This window comes from Pseudomonas sp. CCI1.1, from assembly GCF_034348165.1.
GTDB classification, from domain to species: Bacteria; Pseudomonadota; Gammaproteobacteria; order Pseudomonadales; family Pseudomonadaceae; genus Aquipseudomonas; species Aquipseudomonas paracarnis.
Genome location: NZ_CP133780.1, coordinates 3550943 through 3574325, shown reverse-complemented (window position 1 = coordinate 3574325; position 23383 = coordinate 3550943). Strand labels below are relative to the sequence as shown.

Sequence of the window (23383 nt, the reverse complement as noted above, 5' to 3'; positions counted from 1 at the left end):
CGGGCGCCATGCTTTGGCAGCTCTCTCAGATGCTTTGGGTGGGCGGCCTATGGCTGTTACATATTGGTGTATTGCCGGCGTTGGGCCTGATTGGCCTGGCGCCGCTGCTGATCGATGAGATCGACGGATTGCTGAGTGCGCTGCTGGTGGGTTTTGCGGCGACGTGCGTGATGCTTCAGGTGTTGGTGCTGATCAAGGCCGAAGGCCTGAAGAGTTTGTGGCGGGATATCCGCGGGCAACTGCTGTTGATGGCGCTGTATGCATGCGCAATGTTTTGCGTGGTGCATGTGTGGCTGCCGCAAGCGTTGCGCTGGCAGTTATTCAGCTATCTTGTGCTAGGGTTCTCTGGCCTGGTGCTGGTTATGCAACCTGCGCCGGGATGGAGTGGCGGGGCGCGCGAAGCACGCCCTTGACCCTTTTCATCATTTGAAGCGATGAACGTTCGACAGTTGCTTGTTGACGCTGAAGTTCTTGCGATACAGCAGCGCCATCTTGCCGATGACCTGAACCAGGTCCGCTTTGCCGACCTTGCACAGTTCTGCAACGGCGGCCAGGCGCGCTTCGCGATCAAGGATGTTGACCTTGATCTTGATCAGTTCGTGATCGTTCAGTGCGCGCTCGAATTCGGCTAGCACACCCTCAGTCAAACCGTTGTCTGCCACAATCAGAACTGGTTTCAGATGGTGGCCAATGGATTTGTACTGTTTCTTCTGCTCTTGAGTGAGCGGCATAATCTGACCCCTGCGTCTGATCTTGTAAAAAGCGGCGGCCAGTTTACCCGAGCGAGTCCGGGACCGCCCAGTTAATCACGACCCGTTTTATTTTTTCGAGGTGGCCCGTGGCCCGTTCCAAAACCAGCCTTAAGTGGCTACAAGAACATTTCAATGATCCTTACGTCAAAAAGGCGCAAAAGGACGGCTACCGTTCCCGGGCCAGCTACAAGTTGCTGGAGATCCAGGACAAGGACAAATTGATTCGTCCAGGCATGAGCGTTATCGATCTCGGCGCGGCCCCCGGTGGCTGGTCCCAGGTGACCAGTCGTCTGATTGGTGGGCAAGGTCGATTGATCGCTTCGGACATCCTCGAGATGGACAGCATCCCGGACGTGACCTTTGTTCACGGCGATTTCACCGAGGACAAGGTATTGGCCGAGATCCTGGAGGCTGTGGGAAATTCGCAGGTAGACCTTGTGATTTCCGACATGGCCCCCAATATGAGTGGATTACCGGCTGTTGATATGCCGCGTGCCATGTTCCTGTGTGAACTGGCGCTGGATCTGGCAGGTCGGGTGTTGCGTCCGGGTGGCGATTTCCTGGTGAAGGTCTTCCAGGGCGAAGGTTTCGACGAGTACCACAAGAACATTCGCAAGTTGTTCGACAAGGTACAGACACGCAAGCCGGACTCATCCCGTGACCGGTCCAGGGAGCAGTATCTGCTGTGCCGTGGCTTCCGCGGTGTCGAAGGCGCTGCGAGCGAAGAGCGTTTTTGAGAAATTCGAGGAGGGCGATAGGTTTTTTTATATCGCTTTCGTCACGAAGCTTTACGAATATTGAGTAGTCAAAGTTTCACAAAGGGTTACAGACGGCGCCTGCCAGAGTTGTAGGTAATGTAGTAAGTTAGGCCGGTGAATATCATGCGAAGCGCGCGCCAGTAGCGGAGCTTGCTTCAGAGGGTAGTTAATTGAACGATATGGCAAAGAATCTGATCCTGTGGTTGATCATCGCGGCTGTCCTGGTGACGGTGATGAACAACTTCTCCAGCCCTAACGAGCCGCAGACCCTCAACTATTCCGACTTCATCCAGCAAGTTAAGGATGGCAAGGTCGAGCGCGTAGCGGTTGATGGCTACGTGATTACCGGTAAGCGCAACGATGGCGACAGCTTCAAGACCATTCGTCCTGCCATTCAGGACAACGGTCTCATCGGTGACCTGGTGGATAACAAGGTCGTTGTGGAAGGCAAGCAGCCTGAACAGCAAAGCATCTGGACCCAGCTCCTGGTGGCCAGCTTCCCGATCCTGGTGATTATCGCCGTGTTCATGTTCTTCATGCGCCAGATGCAAGGCGGTGCGGGAGGCAAGGGCGGGCCGATGAGCTTCGGCAAAAGCAAGGCGCGCCTGCTCTCCGAAGACCAGGTGAAGACCACCCTGGCTGACGTCGCAGGTTGCGACGAAGCCAAGGAAGAAGTCGGTGAGTTGGTCGAGTTCCTGCGTGATCCGGGCAAGTTCCAACGCCTGGGTGGCCGTATTCCTCGCGGTGTGCTGATGGTGGGGCCTCCGGGTACCGGTAAAACCTTGCTGGCCAAGGCGATTGCCGGCGAAGCCAAGGTGCCTTTCTTCACGATTTCCGGTTCTGACTTCGTCGAGATGTTTGTCGGCGTCGGCGCCAGCCGTGTTCGCGATATGTTCGAGCAGGCCAAGAAGCACGCGCCATGCATCATCTTCATCGACGAAATCGATGCCGTTGGTCGCCATCGTGGCGCGGGCATGGGGGGTGGTCACGATGAGCGTGAGCAGACCCTCAACCAATTGCTGGTAGAGATGGATGGTTTCGAGATGAATGACGGCATTATCGTCATCGCCGCAACCAACCGTCCCGACGTTCTCGACCCTGCGTTGCTGCGTCCGGGCCGTTTCGACCGCCAGGTTGTGGTCGGCCTGCCGGACATTCGTGGTCGTGAGCAGATTCTGAAAGTACACATGCGCAAGGTGCCAATGGGTGACGACGTGGCTCCGGCTGTGATCGCCCGTGGTACTCCCGGTTTCTCCGGTGCTGATCTGGCGAACCTGGTCAACGAGGCTTCGCTGTTCGCTGCCCGTACTGGCAAGCGCATCGTTGAGATGAAAGAGTTCGAATTGGCGAAAGACAAGATCATGATGGGCGCCGAGCGCAAATCCATGGTCATGTCCGAGAAAGAGAAGCAGAACACCGCTTATCACGAGGCAGGTCACGCCATTGTAGGTCGCGTTGTGCCTGAGCATGACCCCGTCTACAAAGTGTCGATCATTCCTCGTGGTCGGGCACTGGGTGTGACCATGTTCCTGCCGGAAGAAGATCGCTACAGCCTCTCCAAGCGTGCGCTGATCAGCCAGATCTGCTCGCTGTATGGTGGCCGTATTGCTGAAGAAATGACCCTTGGCTTCGACGGTGTGACCACTGGCGCCTCCAACGACATCATGCGTGCCAGCCAGATTGCGCGAAACATGGTGACCAAGTGGGGCTTGTCGGAAAAACTCGGCCCATTGATGTACGCCGAAGAAGAAGGCGAAGTGTTCCTGGGCCGTGGCGGCGGTGGGCAAAGCGCCAGCTTCTCGGGTGAGACAGCCAAGCTGATCGACTCCGAGGTTCGCAGCATCATTGACCAGTGCTACGGCACTGCCAAGCAGATCCTCACTGACAACCGTGACAAGCTGGACGCCATGGCTGATGCGTTGATGAAGTACGAAACCATCGATGCCGACCAGATCGACGACATCATGTCGGGCCGCACGCCGCGTGAGCCGCGCGACTGGGAAGGTGGTTCGGGTACTTCGGGCACTCCGCCTGTGGTGCAGAATGAGCGCCCTGAAACGCCTATCGGCGGCCCGGCAGCTGATCACTAAGGTTTGAAATGACTTCTGCTTTGTCCTCTACCCGGTTGCCTTGCGGCAACCGGGTTCTTGATTTGGCCCGGACGCATGTCATGGGCATCCTCAATGTAACCCCTGACTCCTTTTCCGATGGTGGCCGCTTCAGTCAGTTGGACGCCGCGTTGCGCCATGCCGAGGCGATGGTGGCTGCCGGTGCGACGCTGATTGATGTGGGTGGGGAATCGACCCGCCCCGGCGCCCGCGTTGTTTCTCCATTGGAGGAGCTGGAGCGGGTGGCACCGGTGGTTGAGCGCATAGCCCGCGAGCTGGATGTCATCATCTCGGTAGACACCTCCACCCCGGCAGTGATGCGCGAAACCGCGCGTCTGGGGGCTGGGTTGATCAACGATGTGCGTTCCTTGCAGCGCGACGGCGCCCTTGATGCGGCCGCTGCAACCGGCTTGCCTGTCTGCCTGATGCATATGTTGGGTGAGCCCGGCAACATGCAGGACAATCCGCATTACGACGATCTGGTCGGCGAGGTGGGTGGGTTTCTTGCTGAGAGGGTTGCCCAGTGTGTGGCTGTGGGTATTGCGCCCGAACAGATCATCCTCGATCCGGGGTTTGGCTTTGCCAAGACCCTGCAGCACAATCTAAGCCTGTTCAAACACATGGAAGCGCTGCACGCCCTTGGTCGCCCGCTGTTGGTCGGCGTTTCGCGCAAGAGCATGATAGGGCTCGCCTTGAATCGCCCCGTCGGCGAACGCCTGTATGGCGGCCTGGCGCTTGCGGCGCTTGCCGTGACCAAGGGCGCACGTATTTTGCGTGTGCATGATGTCGCCGAAACGGTCGATGTGGTGCGCATGCTCGCTGCTGTAGAATCAGCCGAATAAGAATGATGGAGTACTTATGACTAAAAAATATTTTGGCACCGACGGCATTCGTGGTCGGGTCGGCGAATTCCCGATCACCCCTGATTTCATGCTCAAGCTGGGTTGGGCGGCAGGCATGGCGTTCCGCAGCATGGGCGCCTGTCGCATCCTGGTGGGCAAGGACACCCGTATTTCGGGCTACATGTTTGAGTCTGCGCTGGAGGCCGGATTGTCCGCCGCCGGGGCCGATGTGATGTTGTTGGGGCCTATGCCCACGCCGGCAATCGCTTACCTGACGCGTACCTTCCACGCTGAAGCCGGTATTGTGATCAGCGCCTCCCACAATCCTCATGATGACAACGGCATCAAGTTTTTCTCGGGGCAGGGCACCAAGTTGCCTGACGAGATCGAGTTGATGATCGAAGAGCTGCTGGATGCGCCGATGACGGTGGTCGAGTCCAGCAAGCTGGGCAAGGTGTCGCGCATTAACGACGCGTCAGGCCGCTATATCGAATTCTGTAAAAGCAGCGTCCCGAGCAGCACCAATTTTGCAGGCTTGAAGATTGTTGTCGATTGCGCCCATGGGGCGACCTACAAGGTGGCGCCGAGCGTCTTCAAGGAACTGGGCGCACAGGTTACCGTGCTGTCGGCTCAGCCCAACGGCTTGAACATCAACGACAACTGCGGTTCCACCCACATGGAGCAACTGCAGGCTGCTGTGCTGGCTGAGCATGCGGACCTGGGCATCGCTTTTGATGGTGATGGCGACCGCGTGCTGATGGTGGATCACACTGGCACGATCGTGGATGGTGATGACCTGTTGTTCATCATTGCCCGTGACCTGCATGAGCGTAACAAGCTGCAAGGTGGCGTGGTCGGCACTCTGATGAGTAATCTCGGGCTGGAATTGGCGTTGGCAGAACTGGGGATTCCCTTTATTCGCGCCAATGTCGGTGACCGCTACGTGATCGCCGAGCTGCTGGAGCGTAACTGGTTGGTCGGCGGCGAGAACTCCGGGCACGTGGTCTGCTTCCAGCACACCACCACGGGTGACGCGATCATCGCCGCGCTACAGGTGCTGTTGGCCCTGCGTCGCCGCGAGGAGAGCCTGGCCCAGGCGCGTCAAGCCCTGCGCAAGTGCCCGCAAGTGCTGCTCAATGTGCGTTTTGCCGGTGGCGAAAACCCCATCGAGCACCCTGCTGTCAAAGAGGCTTGCGAGCGCGTGACCCAGGCAATGGCGGGGCGCGGGCGTGTGTTGCTGCGCAAGTCCGGCACAGAGCCGCTGGTGCGTGTGATGGTCGAAGGCGAGGACGAAACACAGGTTCGCGGCCATGCCGAAGACCTGGCAAAACTGGTAACTGAAGTTTGCGCCTGAATTCGGCTTGCCAGTGATGATGTGGTTGGGTAACATCTGCGCCCACTTTGACCGACGGGGTACAGCATGCGTCGCACTATGGTAGCTGGTAACTGGAAGATGCACGGTACCCGCGCCAGTGTCGCTGAGCTGATCAACGGCCTTCGTCACTTGGCCTTGCCTAGCGGTGTTGACGTCGCGGTGTTCCCGCCTTGCTTGCATATCAACCAAGTGGTTGATGGCTTGAAGGGCAAGTCGATTCAGGTCGGCGCGCAGAACTCTGCGGTAGAGCCGATGCAAGGTGCGTTGACCGGCGAGATTTCGCCGAGTCAGCTGGTTGATGCGGGTTGTTCCTATGTGCTTGTCGGGCACTCCGAGCGTCGCCAGATGATGGGCGAGCGGGATGGGACGCTCAACCGCAAGTTCGCCGCAGCACAGGCTTGTGGCTTGATTCCGGTGTTGTGCATAGGGGAGACCCTTGAGCAGCGCGAATCGGGCAAGACTCTTGAAGTTGTCTCGCGTCAGCTGGGCAGCATCATCGAGGAGCTGGGTGTTGGTGCATTTGCAAAGGCAGTTATTGCTTACGAGCCGGTCTGGGCCATTGGCACCGGGCTGACTGCTACGCCGCAACAGGCGCAGGATGTGCACGCAGCCATCCGCGCGCAGTTGGCGGCAGAGAATTCTGAAGTCGCACAAGGTGTGCGGCTTCTATACGGCGGCAGCGTGAAGGCGGCCAATGCGGTCGAACTGTTCGGCATGCCGGATATCGATGGGGGGCTCATTGGTGGAGCTTCCCTGAATGCAGATGAGTTCGGTGCGATCTGTCGCGCCGCGGGAAACTGAAAAAATGCTGGAAACAGTCGTAGTCGTTTTTCATCTGTTGGCTGCCCTGAGCGTAGTTGCTCTGGTTTTGTTGCAACAGGGTAAAGGTGCGGATGCTGGTGCGTCTTTCGGTGCAGGTGCTTCAAATACTGTGTTCGGAAGCCAAGGTTCCTCTACCTTTCTTAGTAAGTTTACTGCTATACTTGCCGCAGGTTTCTTCATAACCAGCTTAGGGTTAGGTTACTTTGCTAAAGAGAAAGCTCATGTGCTGACTCAAGTAGGTTTGCCAAACCCAGCAGTGTTGGAAGTTCCAAAAGCAAAACCGGCTTCTGATGATGTCCCGGTGCTTCAAGAGCAAAAGTCGGCTACTCCAGCGACTGACGTACCTCCAGCTCAAGAGCAGAAGTAAGAAGGGTTGTAAGCGCTGTATTGCCGAGGTGGTGGAATTGGTAGACACGCAACCTTGAGGTGGTTGTGCCCATAGGGTGTAGGGGTTCGAGTCCCCTTCTCGGTACCAATTATCAGGAGAGCCCGCTGTTGCGGGCTTTCTTGTAGGTGGAAGGTTACATTGACCCTGTAAGGGATCGGTCGTATACTTCCGCCCCAGCTTTGTCGCGGGGTGGAGCAGTCTGGTAGCTCGTCGGGCTCATAACCCGAAGGTCGTCGGTTCAAATCCGGCCCCCGCAACCAGTTTTAGCGGAGCCCCTTTTAAGGGGCTTTTTGTTAGCTGGACACTTTCAACGCCGCTGTTCGACGGCGTTTCAAGGATGGGCGTTTCGCCCATTTTTTTATTTTGCACAGCATGCACATACATGCACGAGGGGGTTCAGGTGTCGAGCAAGCTAGAAGAGTTGCAGGCCTTGTTGGCCCCGGTGGTCGTGGCCCTAGGCTATGAATGCTGGGGTATTGAGTTTTCGGCTCAAGGTCGCCACTCAATGTTGCGCGTTTATATCGATAAAGAGGGCGGTGTGCTGGTGGACGATTGTGCCATTGTCAGCCGTCAGATCAGCGGTGTGCTGGATGTTGAAGATCCAATCTCCGTTGAATACACCCTTGAAGTTTCCTCGCCAGGCATGGAACGCCCACTGTTCACTATCGAGCAGTTTGCTAAATATGCCGGTGAACAAGTGAAGATCAAGCTGCGCTCCCCCTTTGAAGGGCGACGCAACTTTCAGGGCCTTCTGCGCGGTGTAGAAGAGCAGGATGTCGTGGTGCAGGTAGAAGACCACGAGTTCCTGTTGCCGATCGATATGATCGACAAGGCCAACATTATTCCCAGTTTTGACTGAGACGCGGATCCCGCGGATCCAATGGCTTGCGAAAGGCGAGGCGTACGATGAGCAAAGAAGTACTGCTGGTTGTTGAGTCGGTATCCAATGAAAAGGGTGTACCGGCAAGCGTGATTTTTGAAGCGTTGGAGCTGGCCCTGGCCACTGCTACCAAGAAACGTTTTGAAGACGAAGTAGATCTGCGTGTGGAAATCAACCGCCACACCGGTGCCTATGAGACTTTCCGTCGCTGGACGGTGGTCGAAGAGGACGATCTTGATGATCCGGCCATCGAAACCTGGCCAAGCAAGGTTGCGCAAACGCATCCGGGCGCTCAGGTTGGCGATGTTGTCGAAGAAAAGATCGAGTCGATCGAATTCGGCCGTATTGCTGCACAGACCGCCAAGCAGGTCATTGTGCAGAAGGTTCGCGAAGCCGAGCGCGCTCAAGTCGTTGACGCCTATCGCGAACGCCTGGGTGAAATCATCTCTGGCACCGTGAAAAAAGTTACCCGCGACAACGTGATCGTCGACCTGGGCAACAACGCCGAAGCGTTGCTGGCCCGCGAAGACATCATCTCTCGCGAAACCTTCCGTGTCGGCGTGCGTCTGCGTGCGCTGCTCAAGGAAATCCGCACCGAGAACCGCGGCCCGCAGTTGATCCTGTCGCGTACCGCGCCGGAAATGCTGATCGAGCTGTTCCGTATCGAAGTGCCGGAAATCGCCGAAGGCCTGATCGAAGTGATGGCTGCGTCCCGTGACCCGGGTTCGCGTGCCAAGATCGCGGTCCGCTCCAAGGACAAACGCATCGACCCGCAAGGCGCTTGCATCGGTATGCGCGGTTCGCGCGTCCAGGCAGTGTCGGGAGAATTGGGCGGTGAGCGTGTGGACATCGTCCTGTGGGACGATAACCCGGCGCAGTTCGTGATCAACGCCATGTCGCCAGCTGAAGTGGCGGCAATTATCGTTGACGAAGATGCCCATGCAATGGACATCGCCGTTGGCGCAGACAATCTGGCTCAGGCCATTGGTCGTGGTGGTCAGAACGTGCGTCTGGCCAGCCAACTGACCGGCTGGACCCTGAACGTGATGACCGAATCGGACATCCAGGCTAAGCAGCAAGCTGAAACCGGTGACATCCTGCGCAACTTCATCGAAGAGTTGGAAGTCGATGAAGAACTGGCACAGGTGCTGGTAGATGAAGGCTTCACCAGCCTGGAAGAGATTGCCTACGTACCGTTGGAAGAAATGCTCAACATCGACGGCTTTGACGAGGATATCGTCAACGAGCTCCGCGCTCGGGCCAAGGATCGTTTGTTGACTAAAGCCATCGCTACTGAGGAAAAGCTGGCAGACGCCCATCCGGCCGAAGACCTGCTCTCGCTTGAGGGTATGGACAAGGATTTGGCGATGGAACTGGCGGTGCGCGGCGTAATTACCCGCGAAGACCTGGCCGAGCAGTCTATTGACGATCTGCTCGACATCGACGGCATTGACGAAGATCGTGCCGGCAAGTTGATCATGGCCGCCCGAGCCCATTGGTTCGAGTAATTAGGCGCGGCCTGAGGAGAGAAGTGCATGACGCAAGTCACGGTGAAACAACTGGCCGATGAGGTCAAAACACCGGTAGAGCGCCTGTTGCAGCAGATGCGTGAGGCAGGTCTGCCGCACACCGCCGCCGATGAAGGTGTGAGCGATAGTGAGAAGCAGTCTTTGCTGACTCACTTGAAGAGCAGCCACAAGGCGAAAGTGGAAGAACCGCGCAAGATTACATTGCAGCGCAAAACCACCAGCACCCTGCGGGTTGCAGGTAGCAAGAGCATCAGCGTTGAAGTACGCAAGAAGAAAGTCTTCGTACAGCGCAGCCCGGAAGAAATCGAAGCCGAGCGCAAACGCGAGCTGGAAGAACGTCGCGCAGTAGAAAATGCTGCACGTCAGAAGGCTGAAGAAGAAGCCAAGCGTCGCGCCGAAGAAGAAGCGCGTCGCCAGCCTGCTGCTGCGCAACCTGCTGCCACTGACGCGGTCGCCGCCCCTGTTGAAGCTGTGCGTGAGGCTGCCCCGGCTGCCGCCGCACCTGCTCCTGCAGCAGACGCCCGCAAGCGCGACGAGCCTCGTCGTCCGGACAAACCACGTGCTGACGACAACAATCGTCGCGGTGGTGGTGGCGATGGCGAGCGTAAAAACGCTCCGCACCGCGCCTCGGTCAAAGAGAAAGCGCCTGCGCCACGCGTTGCCCCACGTACCACCGACGAAGAAAGCGATGGCTTCCGTCGTGGTGGTCGCGGCAAGGCCAAGCTGAAGAAGCGCAACGCCCACGGTTTCCAGAGCCCAACCGGCCCTGTCGTGCGTGAAGTGAAGATCGGCGAGACCATCACTGTGGGCGATCTGGCCCAGCAGATGTCGGTCAAGGCTGCTGAAATCATCAAGTTCATGTTCAAGCTGGGCACTCCGGCCACCATCAACCAGGTACTGGACCAGGAAACTGCCCAGTTGGTTGCTGAAGAGCTGGGCCACAAAGTGACCCTGGTCAGCGACACCGCCCTGGAAGATTCCCTGGCCGAGTCCCTGAAGTTTGAAGGTGAAGCGGTTTCCCGTGCGCCGGTCGTGACCGTAATGGGCCACGTTGACCACGGTAAGACTTCCCTGCTCGACTACATCCGTCGTGCCAAGGTTGCCGCAGGCGAAGCCGGTGGTATTACCCAGCACATCGGTGCATACCACGTTGAAACCGAACGCGGCATGGTCACCTTCCTCGACACCCCAGGTCACGCCGCGTTTACCGCAATGCGTGCCCGTGGTGCCAAGGCGACCGACATCGTCATCCTGGTGGTTGCAGCGGACGACGGCGTAATGCCGCAGACCATTGAAGCCGTCCAGCACGCCAAGGCTGCCGGTGTTCCTCTGGTCGTTGCCGTGAACAAAATCGACAAGCCGGGCGCCGATCTCGATCGCATCCGTAGCGAACTGTCGGTTCACGGCGTGACGTCCGAGGAATGGGGTGGCGAGACGCCATTCGTATCGGTCTCGGCGAAAATGGGTACCGGCGTTGACGAACTGCTCGAAGCGGTCCTGTTGCAAGCCGAAGTCCTGGAACTGACCGCTACTCCATCGGCTCCTGGCCGTGGCGTCGTGGTGGAGTCCCGTCTCGACAAGGGCCGTGGCCCGGTTGCCACCGTGCTGGTCCAAGACGGTACCCTGCGCCAAGGCGACATGGTACTGGTCGGTTCGAACTACGGCCGTGTACGTGCCATGCTCGACGAGAACGGCAAGCCAATCAAGGAAGCAGGCCCTGCTATCCCAGTCGAGATTCTCGGCCTGGACGGTACGCCGGACGCTGGCGACGAGATGAGCGTAGTGGCTGATGAGAAGAAAGCCCGTGAAGTGGCTCTGTTCCGTCAAGGCAAGTTCCGCGAGGTCAAGCTGGCCCGTGCTCACGCCGGCAAGCTGGAAAACATCTTCGAGAACATGGGCCAGGAAGAGAAGAAGACGCTTAACATCGTCCTCAAGTCTGACGTTCGTGGTTCCCTCGAAGCGTTGAACGGCGCCTTGAACGGCCTGGGTAACGACGAAGTGCAAGTGCGCGTTGTCGGTGGCGGTGTCGGTGGTATCACCGAATCCGACGCCAACCTGGCACTGGCTTCCAACGCTGTACTGTTCGGCTTCAACGTGCGTGCCGATGCTGGCGCTCGCAAGATCGTCGAGCAGGAAGGCCTGGACATGCGTTACTACAACGTCATCTACGACATCATCGAAGACGTCAAGAAGGCCCTTACCGGCATGCTTGGCAGTGACGTCCGGGAGAACATCCTGGGTATCGCCGAGGTGCGTGACGTGTTCCGCTCGCCGAAATTCGGCGCGATTGCCGGCTGTATGGTGGTTGAAGGCACTGTGTACCGTAACCGTCCAATCCGTGTACTGCGTGAAGACATCGTTATCTTCGAAGGCGAGCTGGAATCCCTGCGCCGCTTCAAGGATGACGCTGCCGAAGTACGTGCCGGCATGGAATGCGGTATCGGCGTCAAGAGCTACAACGACGTCAAGGTTGGCGACAAGATCGAAGTCTTCGAGAAGGTTCAGGTTGCTCGCAGCCTCTAACTCGCGCACTTCAGGAGCCGCGCAGCGTCAGGACTCTAAACGCAACGCCCGGTCTGGCTTTTGTCAGGCCGGGCGTTTGCCGCTTTCAGACCCCACGGGTTTCACCGTGTGGCAGTAACAGGTAACAAGACATGGCAAAAGAATACAGCCGTACCCAGCGTATCGGCGATCAGATGCAGCGTGAGCTGGCCCAACTGATCCGCCGCGAAGTCAAAGACCCACGCGTTGGCCTGGTCACCATTACCGCTGTTGAAGTGAGCCGTGACGTGGGTCACGCCAAGATCTTCATCACCGTAATGGGGCAGGACAACAGCGAAGAAATTGCGCAAAGCATCAAGGTGCTCAACTCTGCTGCAGGTTTCCTGCGTATGCAGTTGGCCCGTGAAATGAAGCTGCGCAGCGTTCCACAGTTGCACTTCCACTACGACGAAAGCGTCGTGCGTGGCGCGCACCTGTCGGCCCTGATCGAGCGCGCCGTGGCTGAAGACAGCCAGCATCCGTCCACACCTGAAGACGCCAAGGAGTAAGCGGTGGCTCAGGTCAAACGTATTCGTCGCAACGTCAGTGGCATCATTCTGCTCGACAAACCCATTGGCTTTACCTCCAATGCCGCGTTGCAGAAGGTTCGCTGGCTGCTCAACGCCGAGAAGGCCGGGCATACCGGCAGCCTTGATCCATTGGCCACCGGTGTATTGCCGTTGTGCTTTGGCGAGGCCACCAAGTTTTCGCAATACCTACTTGATTCCGACAAGGGTTACGAAACCCTGATGCAACTGGGCAAGACCACCACCACGGCGGATGCCGAAGGTGATGTTTTGCGGGTTCGCGACGTGACCGTTGGTCGTGCGGATATCGAAGCTGCCTTACCCGCTTTTCGTGGGCAAATCAGTCAGATACCGCCGATGTACTCGGCACTCAAGCGCGATGGCCAGCCACTTTACAAGCTGGCACGTGCGGGCGAAGTAGTGGAGCGCGAACCGCGTTCTGTTACTATTGCGCGCTTGGAATTGCTCGCTTGTGAAGGCGACACTGCCCGTTTGGCCGTGGACTGCAGCAAAGGCACCTATATCCGTACCCTGGTGGAAGATATTGGTGAAAAGCTCGGTTGCGGCGCGTACGTTGCAGAACTGCGACGCACCCAGGCCGGGCCTTTCAGCCTGGCCCAGACGGTCACGCTGGAAGAGTTGGAAGCGGTACACGCCGAGGGCGGCAATGAAGCGGTTGATCGCTTCCTCATGCCATCGGACAGCGGTTTGCTCGATTGGCCGCTGCTGCACTTCTCGGAGCACAGCGCGTTCTACTGGCTCAACGGCCAGCCGGTACGCGCCCCGGATGCCCCGAAGTTCGGCATGGTGCGAGTACAGGATCATAACGGTCGCTTTATCGGTATCGGTGAAGTGAGCGAAGACGGGCGCATCGCGCCGCGTCGGCTGATTCGGTCAGAATGACCGAACGAGTGTGGCTGTTAACAGGCATGGTCAACACTCATTTTTAGATACAGGGATTTGTCCCTGGCCTGTTGAAACTGCCCTTTGGGTGGTTTCCTGAAAAAAGGATTGCCTCATGGCTCTCGACGTTCAAGAAAAAGCACAAATCGTAGCTGACTATCAGCAAGCTGTTGGTGACACTGGTTCGCCAGAAGTGCAAGTTGCACTGCTGACCCACAACATCAACAAACTGCAAGGTCACTTCAAGGCCAACGGTAAAGACCACCACTCCCGTCGTGGTCTGATCCGCATGGTAAACCAGCGCCGTAAGCTGCTGGACTACCTGAAAGGCAAGGATCTGGGTCGTTATCAGACTCTGATCGGTCGCCTGGGTCTGCGTCGCTAATAAGCGATTGCGCTAGAGGTTGGTTGTCTGCCGCGTGTCATCGGGATTCCCGTTGGCCCGTGGTAGGCTCCCAGCCTCAAGTTTTATCTGGATACACGTTTTACCCTGGACGAGCGTCGGGCCGATTCCCGGCATTGCCCAAGAATTTCGCAAGAAGACAAGTTCCCCCAAGAGCCACAAAGAAGGTAGGACACCGTGAACCCGGTTATCAAAAAATTCCAGTTCGGTCAGTCGACCGTTACCCTCGAGACAGGCCGTATCGCCCGTCAAGCCTCCGGCGCAGTGCTGGTTACCGTTGACGACGACGTGACCGTATTGGTGACCGTTGTTGGCGCCAAGACCGCTGACCCGAGCAAGGGCTTCTTCCCTCTGTCCGTTCACTACCAGGAAAAGACTTACGCTGCCGGTAAGATCCCTGGCGGTTTCTTCAAGCGCGAAGGCCGTCCTTCCGAGAAAGAAACCCTGACTTCCCGACTGATCGACCGTCCGATCCGTCCGCTGTTCCCAGAAGGCTTCATGAACGAAGTGCAGGTTGTCTGCACCGTCGTTTCCACCAGCAAGAAGACCGATCCGGACATCGCTGCGATGATCGGTACCTCGGCTGCCCTGGCCATCTCCGGTATTCCTTTCGATGGCCCGATCGGCGCTGCCCGCGTTGCGTTCCACGAAAGCACCGGCTACCTGCTGAACCCGACTTACGAGCAACAGAAAGCCTCGAGCCTGGACATGGTCGTTGCCGGTACGTCCGAAGCCGTATTGATGGTTGAATCGGAAGCCAAAGAGCTGACCGAAGACCAGATGCTGGGTGCCGTACTGTTTGCTCACGACGAGTTCCAGGTTGTGATCAACGCGGTTAAAGAACTGGCTGCCGAAGCTGCCAAGCCGACCTGGACCTGGGCTGCTGCCCCGGAAGCCACCGAACTGCTGGGCGCTATCCGCTCCGAGTTCGGCGCTGCCATCTCCGACGCCTACACCATCACCGTCAAGGCCGACCGCTACGCTCGCCTGGGTGAGCTGAAGGACCAGGTCGTCGCCAAGCTGTCCGGCGAAGAAGGCCAGCCTTCCTCCAGCGAAGTCAAAGCTGCTTTCGGTGAGATCGAATACCGCACCGTTCGCGAAAACATCGTTAACGGCAAGCCACGTATCGACGGTCGCGACACCCGCACCGTGCGTCCGCTGAACATCGAAGTCGGCGTACTGCCGAAGACTCACGGTTCGGCGCTGTTCACCCGTGGCGAAACCCAGGCCCTGGTCGTTGCGACCCTGGGTACTGCCCGCGACGCACAACTGCTGGACACCCTGGAAGGCGAGAAAAAAGACCCCTTCATGCTGCACTACAACTTCCCTCCGTTCTCGGTGGGCGAGTGTGGTCGTATGGGCGGCGCGGGTCGTCGTGAAATCGGTCACGGCCGTCTGGCTCGTCGTTCGGTTCAGGCCATGCTGCCTGCCGCTGACGTGTTCCCGTACACCATCCGTGTTGTATCGGAAATCACCGAGTCCAACGGTTCCAGCTCCATGGCTTCGGTCTGCGGTGCTTCCCTGGCGCTGATGGACGCCGGTGTGCCAATGAAGGCACCGGTTGCCGGTATCGCCATGGGCCTGGTTAAAGAAGGCGAGAAGTTCGCCATCCTGACCGACATCCTGGGTGACGAAGACCACCTGGGCGACATGGACTTCAAAGTAGCCGGTACCGCCAAAGGTGTGACCGCGCTGCAGATGGACATCAAGATCAAGGGCATCACCGAAGAAATCATGGAAATCGCCCTGGGCCAAGCCCTGGAAGCGCGCCTGAACATCCTCGGCCAGATGAACCAGATCATTGGTCAGTCCCGCACTGAACTGTCGGAAAATGCTCCGACCATGATCGCGATGAAAATCGACACCGACAAAATCCGTGATGTCATCGGTAAAGGCGGCGCGACCATCCGTGCGATCTGTGAAGAAACCAAGGCTTCGATCGACATCGAAGACGACGGTTCGATCAAGATCTTCGGCGAAACCAAGGAAGCGGCTGAAGCAGCACGCCAGCGCGTACTGGGTATCACTGCTGAGGCCGAGATCGGCAAGATCTACGTCGGCAAGGTTGAGCGCATCGTCGACTTCGGCGCGTTCGTCAACATCCTCCCGGGCAAAGACGGTCTGGTTCACATCTCCATGCTGAGCGATGCTCGCGTTGAGAAAGTGACCGACATTCTGAAAGAAGGCCAGGAAGTGGAAGTGCTGGTACTGGACGTGGACAACCGCGGCCGTATCAAGCTGTCCATCAAGGACGTAGCAGCAGCCAAGGCTTCGGGCGTTTAATCACCCGCAGGCTTCACGCTGAAAAAAGGACTCCTCGGAGTCCTTTTTTATGGGCGCGAGAAAATGAAGCAGAATCAGCTGTTTAGCGCCGCCCAAAAGCCGCAACTTGCATGCAGGCACGATGAGCTTCATGCAAGTTGCACGATTTCGAAAATTTATGCTTTTCATAAGTCATTGTTTAATAAGGGATTTAATCTGTTCAGCGAGTTGGCACACTGTCTGCAATATCCCTGGTAGCGCTGCAGCATGAAGGTTTACGCCTGCAGACTTTTAATAAAACAGGAGTTACTCGTATGAAGAAGTTCGCTCTCGCTACTGCTACCGCTCTGACCCTGGCCATGGGTGCTAACGTAGCCTTTGCTCAGACTTCCCAAGCCCCTATGACTTTGGCGGCCGGTGAAGCGACCAAGGCTAAGGAAAGCGTTTCGGATACTTGGATCACCACTAAAGTCAAAGCTGACCTGCTGACCGAAAAAGGCATTCCAGGTTCGGACATCAAGGTTGAGACCAACAAAGGTGTGGTTTCCCTGTCCTCCGACGTAGCAGTCTCGGATTCGCAGAAAGCTACTGCTGTAGCCATCACCAAGAAAATCAAAGGTGTGACTGCGGTTTCTGCTGACGGCCTGCTGGCTGGCGGTGCTACCAAAGCTGACGGCATCGACAAAACCAAAGGCGCTGCCCACGACGCTAAAGAGACCACCAGCGATACCTGGATCACTACCAAAGTGAAGGCTGACCTGGTCACTGAAAAAGGCATTCCTGGCACCGACATCAAGGTTGAAACCAACAAAGGTGTTGTATCCCTGTCGTCGCCTACCGCTGTGACCGCTTCGCAGAAAGAAACGGCTGTAGCGATCACCAAGAAGATCAAAGGCGTTAAAGCTGTATCGGCCGATGGCCTGAAAGCAGAGTAACGTTGACGTTTCGTCTGGACTGAATAGCGGCGGCTTAGGGTGAGTTAGATATCCACCTGACGCACCTCTGGAGTTCATGCGACCGACCACACGGATGTGGTCATTACAGGCCCCGGCACTTGTGTCGGGGCCTGTTCTATTTCAGGCTGAAACAGAATGATCAGGTCAAAAAAATGTGGGAGCTGGCTTGCCTGCGATGCTGGCACCTCGGTCATTCAGTTGCACCGAGGTGATGCTATCGCAGGCAAGCCAGCTCCCACATTAGGATGGGTAGTGCTTAGAAGTTACTCAGCATCCAGATGCATTGGAGTGATCACCCGGCCATCCTTCTCGGCCTGCCCCAGCTGCGCATCGATGAAGTACACGCGGTCATCTTCCAACTGGCCCTTGTCTACCAGGTAATCCTTGATCGTGCTGGCTCGGTCCTGCCCCAACTGGCGCAGTAGCACGTCACTGCCACTCCAGAACTTGATCACACCGTCCTTGAGCTTCGCCGAGCGCTCATCGCTGCCCAGGTCTTTCCATTCGGCCGGGGGTTGCTGTTTGAGGCGGGTGCGGTAGATGCCTTCCAGCAATGGTGCTTTTTCCTTCTCTGGCACTTCAAGCAGGGAGGCTTGGGCCGGGACCTTGTCGCCACGGCGCTGGAGGATCTTGTAGTAGTTATATTGGTATTCACGCTCCAGTCGCTGTGCGGCCAGGAACGGCCCGTCGCTGCTGGCAGCGGCGGTGCCTTCAATTTCCAGGCGCAGGGCAGGGCGTTCTTTCAGCGCCTTGGCCAGGGTGTTCAGAGCGCCTTCGGCGTCTTTGTTCAGCTCACTGGAGCCTGCGGCGAACGACACATTGCCCAGGTCTTCAGAGCCACCACCGGTGACCAGCCCGCCAATGAACTTGAAGGGCGCGGTTGCCGCGCGTACCACGAGGTTGCGCAGGGTCTGCCACACAATCGGCATCACGCTGAATTGCGGGTTGTTCAGGTCGCCGCTTACTGGCAGTTCGATGGAGATCTTGCCGTCGGAGTCCTTGAGCAGGGCGACAGCCAGGCGAATCGGTAAGTCCACGGCATCGGAGCTGTCGACTTTTTCACCCAACTGCAGTTGCTCGACCACCACTTTGTTTTCAGCCTTCAACTGGCCTTTGGTGATCACGTAGTGCAGATCGAGATTCAGGCGACCCTTGCGGATGCGGAAGCCTGCGAATTTACCTGAGTAAGGTGTCAGGTTGGTCAGCTCGACACGCTTGAAGCTGGTGGCGATGTCCAGCGCGGCCATCGGGTCAAACGGGTTCACGCTGCCTTTGATCGTCACTGGTGCGTATCGGTCCACCTTGCCCTTGATGTCGACGCTGGCCGGTTTGGCCTGGCGACTGTCGATGGTGCCAATCTGGCCGTTGAGCTGTTGAATCGCGGTGGCAAAGTTGGGCGTGAGGCTAAAGTCAGCAAAGTTGGCCGAACCGTCGTTGATCGCGATCTGCCCGATATGAATGCCCAGGGGTTTGTCGTTACTGGCGGCAGGTTTGGCGGCCGACTTGCTGCCACTGTCGGCCGGCTGCGGAATCAGCAGGTCGTCGATGTTGGTGGTGCGATCTTCGTTGATCATGAAGCGCGCATACGGCTGCAACAGGTTGACCTTGTCGATCGACAGGCTTTGGCCGTGCTGGTAGTTCACGCCCTCTAGCACCAGGCGCTGCCACTTGAGGAAGTCGCGGGTCTTCAGGGTGTCCAGGGTATGCAACTGGTCAACCTGGGCGCGGCCGGTGACCTGGAGGGCCAGTGGCTCGGTGCTTTTGAGGTTTACGTCCAGGTTGCTGCCGAGCATGCCGCTGCGCAATTCCAGGCGAATAAACGGGCTGATATAGGCCTGGGCGACCCGCAGGTCGATGTCCTGGGTGTTCACTTTCAGCTTGGCACTGACCGGGTTGAGGTTAACCTCGCCGGTTGCCTGGATCTTGCCTTGCTTACCCAGGCCGGTGTCGACCTTCAAGGCGAAGGGGCTCTGGTTGAGGCTGTCGAAGTTCTGTACGTCGACATTCAACGGGCCCAGTTCCAGCGCGACCGCAGGTTTAGCCTGGCGGTCGGCCAGGTGCACCTGATAGTTACGCAGTTGCACATCCTTGAGCAGCACTTGCCACGGTTTGCTCGGGGCCGCCGGTTGCGCCGACGGCGCGTCGGCAGCGGTTGGTTCCGGTGCCTTGGCCGGTTTGCTCGGTTGGCTGGCGAACAGCTTCTGCCAGTCCAATTGACCATCGGCCTCACGGGCGGCCCAGGTTTCCAGCTTGTTGCTGCGGATCTTGCCGATAATGACCTGCTGCTTGGCCAGGTCTACCGTGGTTTCGCTGACGTCCAGGCGTTCCAGGCGTGCCAGTGGCCGGCCATCGGGGGCCTTTATAGCAAAGGGGGCGATGCTGGCGGCGGTGTTGGTCAGGTTCAGCTCGGTTTCTTTGGCCAGGCTGAATTTGTAGTCAGTGCTGAAGTTGAGCACCCCGTCTTCCAGCACCAGTGGCAGGGCGTCACGTACATACGGCCACCAGGCTTTCATTTTGCCGTCGGTCACCTTCAAGGTGCCTTCGGAGGTGATCGGTACCAGACTGAAGTTGCCTTTCCAGTCGATTTGCCCACCTTCGGGGCCGGCGGCGACCAGGGTCATGTCGGCATTGTCGTCGGGCAAAGTGCTAAGGTTTTTCAGCTCGAAGTCGAGTTCGTCGTAGAGGAATTCGATGGGCTCGCTGGGGCGCAGGTCCTGGAAATGCAGGTTACCACCGGCCAGCTTGATGCTGTCGATACGCAGTGGGAACGGCTTGGCATCAGGATCGGCCGGGGTTGGCTCGCTCGGCGGCAGTTTGAACAACTGCGCCAGGTTCAGTTGGCCGGACTTGTCGAACAGCAGTTCGGTCTTGGGCTTGTCCAGTTGCACATCAGCCAGGTGCAGGGCGCGGGTCCAGAGGCTGTCGATCTGCAGGTTGGCGTAGAGGCGTTCGAAACCTACTTGCTCTTTGCCTGGCTCACCGATCTTCAGGCCCCACAGCGTCAGTTCCAGGCTGAAGGGGTTGAGCTCGATGCGCTCGATTCGCGACGGCACCGTGGCGTAATTGGCCAACTGTTGGTTGGCAATGCGAAGGGCGATGCCGGGTAATATCAGAAAGCCCAGCAAGCTGTACAAAGCAAGGGCGGTCAACAAGGCGCCTACGGCGCGGATCAATCCTTTGGGCATGGGTGAACGCCATCTATGTCGAACGAGAGTGCCTTGGAGTATGGCACGGGAATTCGGTTCCGAAGAACCGTGGGCGCTGGGAAACTTCCTACAAATGCAGGATCAGGGTCTTCAACGGGGGCTGTTGATCCCTGGAAGGAAAGTCGGCCCCAGGTGTCATCACGTGCCACTCGCGTACCGGGCGCCCGGCTTTTTCCGCGCAGCGCAGCACCTGCTCACGCCAGTCCTCCATGCTGACTTTTGCCAGGTTGTTGCAGCAAATCAGTACGCCATTATCGGCGGTGGCCAGCAGTGCGGGTTTGAGCAGGCTTTGATAGTCGCGCAACAAATCGACGGTGCCGAAAGCGCTCTTGGCCCAGGCGGGAGGATCGAGCAGTACCAGGTCGTACTGGCGCTGTTCCAGGCGCGGATAGCTCGGCAGCTTCTGCCCGCGACGCTGGGTGATCGGCAGGCCCGCCAGTTGGCGAATCGCCGGGAAGTAATCGGACTGTACAAACTCCATGCTAGGCAACTGCGGGTTGAGCTGGCCGTTTTCACGCCCCACCGCCAGGTTGCCCTCGGCAAAATCCAGGTTGCACACTTCCCGTGCGCCCCCCGCCGCTGCGCTCAAACCTACCCCACAGGTGTAGGCGAACAGGTTCAGCACGCTTTTGCCGGCGCTGTGGTCCTTGACCCAGCCCCGGGTGTTGCGCAGGTCGAGGAACAGCAGTGGGTCTTGCCCGGCGTGGCGCCCACGCACACGGTAATTGAGGCCCCACTCGTGGCCGACCAGGTCTTCCAATGCGCCAGGCTCGGCGCGGTACACCGTGTCTTCGCGGTCGATGCGCGAGTTGCCGCGGGCACGGTCGTTGTACACCAGCAACAATTCCAGTCCCATGTATTGGTTGATCAGTTGGTGCAGGTCCAGCAGGTCTGCGGTTTCCAGGGACTGGTGGAAGCTTTGTACCAGCAATTGCGGGCCGTAGCGGTCGATGGTCAAGCCCCCGGCGCCTTCCTGGCTGCCGTGAAACAGCCGATAGCAGTCCGTACCCTGGGCGTGCAGCGTGTTGATCAGGTCTTGGCGGTGATCGAGGGCGGCGCGCAGCGCCTGATTCAAGGGAGTCATGGAGCGCGCCTTGCTTGCAGATGAATAAGAAAAAGGGGGCGCGAAGTTTAACAGCTAACCCCGGCCTGCACAGGCCGGGGATTATCCTGGCCCTACCGGTTGAGGCGTTTGTCGATCAAACCGTCCACCACACTGGGGTCGGCCAGGGTCGAGGTGTCGCCCAGGCTGTCCAGTTCGTTACAGGCGATCTTGCGCAAGATGCGTCGCATGATCTTGCCGGAGCGGGTTTTCGGCAGGGCAGGGGCCCATTGGATCAACTCCGGTTTGGCGAAGCTGCCAATCTCCTTGCTGACCAACTCCAGCAGGTGCTTTTTCAACGCGTCGCTGGGTTCGACGCCATTCATGGGGGTGACAAAGGCGTAGATGCCCTGGCCTTTGACGTCGTGGGGGTAGCCCACCACCGCGGCTTCGGCGACCTGATCATGCAGCACCAGCGCATTTTCCACCTCGGCGGTGCCGATGCGATGGCCGGACACGTTGATCACATCGTCGATCCGCCCGGTGATCCAGTAGTCGCCGTCTTCATCGCGCCGTGCGCCATCCCCGGTGAAGTAGTAGCCGGGGTAGGGCTTGAAGTAGGTGTCGATCATGCGCTGCGGGTCGCCGTAGACGCTGCGAATCTGCCCCGGCCAGCTTGATTTGATGGCGAGTACACCGCTGCCGGCGCCGCTGATTTCCTTGCCTTGTTCATCAAGCAACACCGGTTGTACGCCGAACATGGGCTGTGTCGCGCAGCCCGGTTTGATGCGCTGGGCGCTGACCAGCGGGCTGAGCATGATGCCGCCGGTTTCGGTCTGCCACCAGGTATCAACAATCGGGCAGCGCTGTTCGCCGACGGCGTTGAAATACCAGTCCCAGGCTTCCGGGTTGATCGGCTCACCTACGCTGCCCAGCAGGCGCAGGCTGGCGCGCGATGTACTCTGCAGCGGGCCGTGGCCTTCGCGCATCAGGGCGCGCAGGGCGGTGGGCGCTGTGTAGAAGATATTCACCTGGTGTTTATCGATGACCTGCCAGAAGCGCGAACTGTCCGGATAACTCGGCACGCCTTCGAACATCAGCGAGGTGGCGCCATTGGCCAGCGGGCCATAAACGATATAGCTGTGGCCGGTGACCCAGCCCACGTCGGCGGTGCACCAGAACACTTCGCCTTCTTGGTAATCGAGCACGTACTTGAAGGTCATCGCCGCTTGCAGCAGGTAGCCAGCGGTGGTGTGCAACACGCCTTTGGGTTTGCCGGTGCTGCCGGAGGTATACAGGATATACAGCGGGTCTTCGGCGTCCATCGGCTCGGGTGGGCAGTTGTCGCTGGCGGCGTCCAGGGCGGCTTGGTATTTGAGGTCGCGGCCCTCGTGCCAATTCACGCCCGCCCCGGTGCGCTCCACCACCAGTACCGTGCTGACATTCGGGCAACTGGCCAGGGCCTTGTCGACGTTCTGTTTCAGCGCCACGGGCTTGCCACCGCGTATGCCTTCGTCGGCGGTGATCACGGTGCGGCAATCGGCGTCGAGGATGCGGTCGCGCAGGGCGTCAGGAGAGAAACCACCAAACACCACCGAGTGCACTGCGCCAATTCGCGTGCAGGCCAGCATGGCGTACGCCGCCTCGGGGATCATCGGCATATAGATGCACACGCGATCACCTTTGTTCACGCCACGGCTTTTCAACACATTGGCCAGGCGGCTGACGTTTTGGTGCAGTTGACGGTAAGTAATCGTGCAGGATGTTGACGGGTCATCGCCTTCCCAGATGAAAGCCGGCTGATCGGCGCGTTGCGCCAGATGGCGGTCGATGCAGTTGTAGCTGACGTTCAACTGGCCACCGGCAAACCATTGGGCGGCACCGGTGTGGATGTCTGACTGCTGGACGCTGTGCCAGGGTTTTATCCAGTCGAGAAAGCCCTTGGCCTGTTCGGCCCAGAAGGTGTCTGGCTGGTCGATGGATTGGCGATAGAGGCGCTGGTAGTCCTCTTGACTGAGCTGCGCAGCCCGGCGGACGGCATCGGCGGTGGGAAAGGTGCTGATATCGAACATGAGCGCTCCTTATTCTT

19 protein-coding genes and 2 tRNA genes are annotated in these 23383 nt (G+C 58.4%); 17 read left to right on the top strand and 4 right to left on the bottom strand.

From position 1 onward, the window contains the following. Positions 1-8: 8 nt before the first annotated feature. A complete protein-coding gene (locus RHM69_RS16085; RefSeq protein ID WP_014719955.1) occupies positions 9-413 on the top strand; it encodes a hypothetical protein in 405 nt (134 codons plus the stop codon). A 9-nt stretch (positions 414-422) separates the two neighbouring features. Here the strand turns inward: RHM69_RS16085 and RHM69_RS16080 are convergent, their stop codons facing one another. Then, a complete protein-coding gene (locus tag RHM69_RS16080; RefSeq protein WP_003176146.1) occupies positions 423-731 on the bottom strand; it encodes a YhbY family RNA-binding protein in 309 nt (102 codons plus the stop codon). A gap of 107 nt (positions 732-838) precedes the next feature. Here RHM69_RS16080 and rlmE point away from each other — a divergent pair, with 107 nt between their 5' ends. The 16 genes from rlmE (at position 839) to RHM69_RS16000 (ending at position 17025) form a co-directional block, all read left to right on the top strand. After that, on the top strand, positions 839-1489 hold the full coding sequence (gene rlmE, locus RHM69_RS16075) for a 23S rRNA (uridine(2552)-2'-O)-methyltransferase RlmE (RefSeq protein ID WP_014719954.1): 651 nt from the start codon (positions 839-841) through the stop codon (positions 1487-1489). Positions 1490-1689: 200 nt separating this feature from the next. Further along, complete coding sequence (ftsH, locus tag RHM69_RS16070) at positions 1690-3600, top strand: ATP-dependent zinc metalloprotease FtsH (protein ID WP_019817951.1); 1911 nt, start codon at positions 1690-1692, stop codon at positions 3598-3600. Positions 3601-3608: 8 nt separating this feature from the next. Further along, positions 3609-4460, top strand: a complete 852-nt coding sequence (folP, locus tag RHM69_RS16065; protein ID WP_014719952.1) for a dihydropteroate synthase — start codon at positions 3609-3611, stop codon at positions 4458-4460. Between the two features lie 16 nt (positions 4461-4476). Further along, on the top strand, positions 4477-5814 hold the full coding sequence (gene glmM / locus RHM69_RS16060; RefSeq protein WP_003194195.1) for a phosphoglucosamine mutase: 1338 nt from the start codon (positions 4477-4479) through the stop codon (positions 5812-5814). A 66-nt stretch (positions 5815-5880) separates the two neighbouring features. Continuing rightward, the gene (gene tpiA / locus RHM69_RS16055; RefSeq protein ID WP_003194193.1) at positions 5881-6636 is read left to right on the top strand and encodes a triose-phosphate isomerase; all 756 of its coding nucleotides are present in this window, start codon (positions 5881-5883) and stop codon (positions 6634-6636) included. A 4-nt stretch (positions 6637-6640) separates the two neighbouring features. Continuing rightward, positions 6641-7024 carry a preprotein translocase subunit SecG gene (gene secG, locus RHM69_RS16050; RefSeq protein WP_003194191.1) on the top strand — a complete coding sequence of 128 codons (384 nt, stop codon included), beginning with the start codon at positions 6641-6643 and terminating at the stop codon, positions 7022-7024. 22 nt (positions 7025-7046) lie between these two features. After that, positions 7047-7132 (top strand) — tRNA-Leu (locus tag RHM69_RS16045). A 96-nt stretch (positions 7133-7228) separates the two neighbouring features. Beyond that, a tRNA-Met gene (locus RHM69_RS16040) sits at positions 7229-7305 on the top strand. 140 nt (positions 7306-7445) lie between these two features. Beyond that, positions 7446-7904: a ribosome maturation factor RimP gene (gene rimP, locus RHM69_RS16035; RefSeq protein ID WP_032873230.1), complete on the top strand. Its 459-nt coding sequence runs from the start codon at positions 7446-7448 to the stop codon at positions 7902-7904. Positions 7905-7951: 47 nt separating this feature from the next. Then, positions 7952-9433, top strand: a complete 1482-nt coding sequence (gene nusA, locus RHM69_RS16030) for a transcription termination factor NusA (protein WP_003194187.1) — start codon at positions 7952-7954, stop codon at positions 9431-9433. Between the two features lie 27 nt (positions 9434-9460). Continuing rightward, positions 9461-11977 carry a translation initiation factor IF-2 gene (gene infB / locus RHM69_RS16025; protein WP_003194185.1) on the top strand — a complete coding sequence of 839 codons (2517 nt, stop codon included), beginning with the start codon at positions 9461-9463 and terminating at the stop codon, positions 11975-11977. A 131-nt stretch (positions 11978-12108) separates the two neighbouring features. Then, a complete protein-coding gene (gene rbfA, locus RHM69_RS16020; RefSeq protein ID WP_003176137.1) occupies positions 12109-12504 on the top strand; it encodes a 30S ribosome-binding factor RbfA in 396 nt (131 codons plus the stop codon). Positions 12505-12507: 3 nt separating this feature from the next. Continuing rightward, positions 12508-13425, top strand: coding sequence for a tRNA pseudouridine(55) synthase TruB (gene truB / locus RHM69_RS16015; protein WP_019817949.1), 918 nt, complete (start codon positions 12508-12510; stop codon positions 13423-13425). 115 nt (positions 13426-13540) lie between these two features. Next, positions 13541-13810, top strand: a complete 270-nt coding sequence (gene rpsO, locus RHM69_RS16010; protein ID WP_003177875.1) for a 30S ribosomal protein S15 — start codon at positions 13541-13543, stop codon at positions 13808-13810. A gap of 195 nt (positions 13811-14005) precedes the next feature. Then, the gene (pnp, locus tag RHM69_RS16005) at positions 14006-16111 is read left to right on the top strand and encodes a polyribonucleotide nucleotidyltransferase (protein WP_003194180.1); all 2106 of its coding nucleotides are present in this window, start codon (positions 14006-14008) and stop codon (positions 16109-16111) included. A gap of 293 nt (positions 16112-16404) precedes the next feature. Beyond that, positions 16405-17025: a BON domain-containing protein gene (locus RHM69_RS16000; RefSeq protein WP_014719949.1), complete on the top strand. Its 621-nt coding sequence runs from the start codon at positions 16405-16407 to the stop codon at positions 17023-17025. Positions 17026-17309: 284 nt separating this feature from the next. Here RHM69_RS16000 and RHM69_RS15995 read toward each other — a convergent pair whose 3' ends face one another. From RHM69_RS15995 to acs, 3 genes are all read right to left on the bottom strand, one after another. After that, positions 17310-20231, bottom strand: a complete 2922-nt coding sequence (locus RHM69_RS15995; RefSeq protein ID WP_020301773.1) for a DUF748 domain-containing protein — start codon at positions 20229-20231, stop codon at positions 17310-17312. Between the two features lie 88 nt (positions 20232-20319). Then, entirely contained in the window at positions 20320-21336 is a 1017-nt protein-coding gene (locus tag RHM69_RS15990) for a class I SAM-dependent rRNA methyltransferase (protein WP_198833218.1), read from the bottom strand. Positions 21337-21428: 92 nt separating this feature from the next. Beyond that, entirely contained in the window at positions 21429-23366 is a 1938-nt protein-coding gene (gene acs, locus RHM69_RS15985; protein ID WP_200600371.1) for an acetate--CoA ligase, read from the bottom strand. Positions 23367-23383 lie beyond the last annotated feature (17 nt).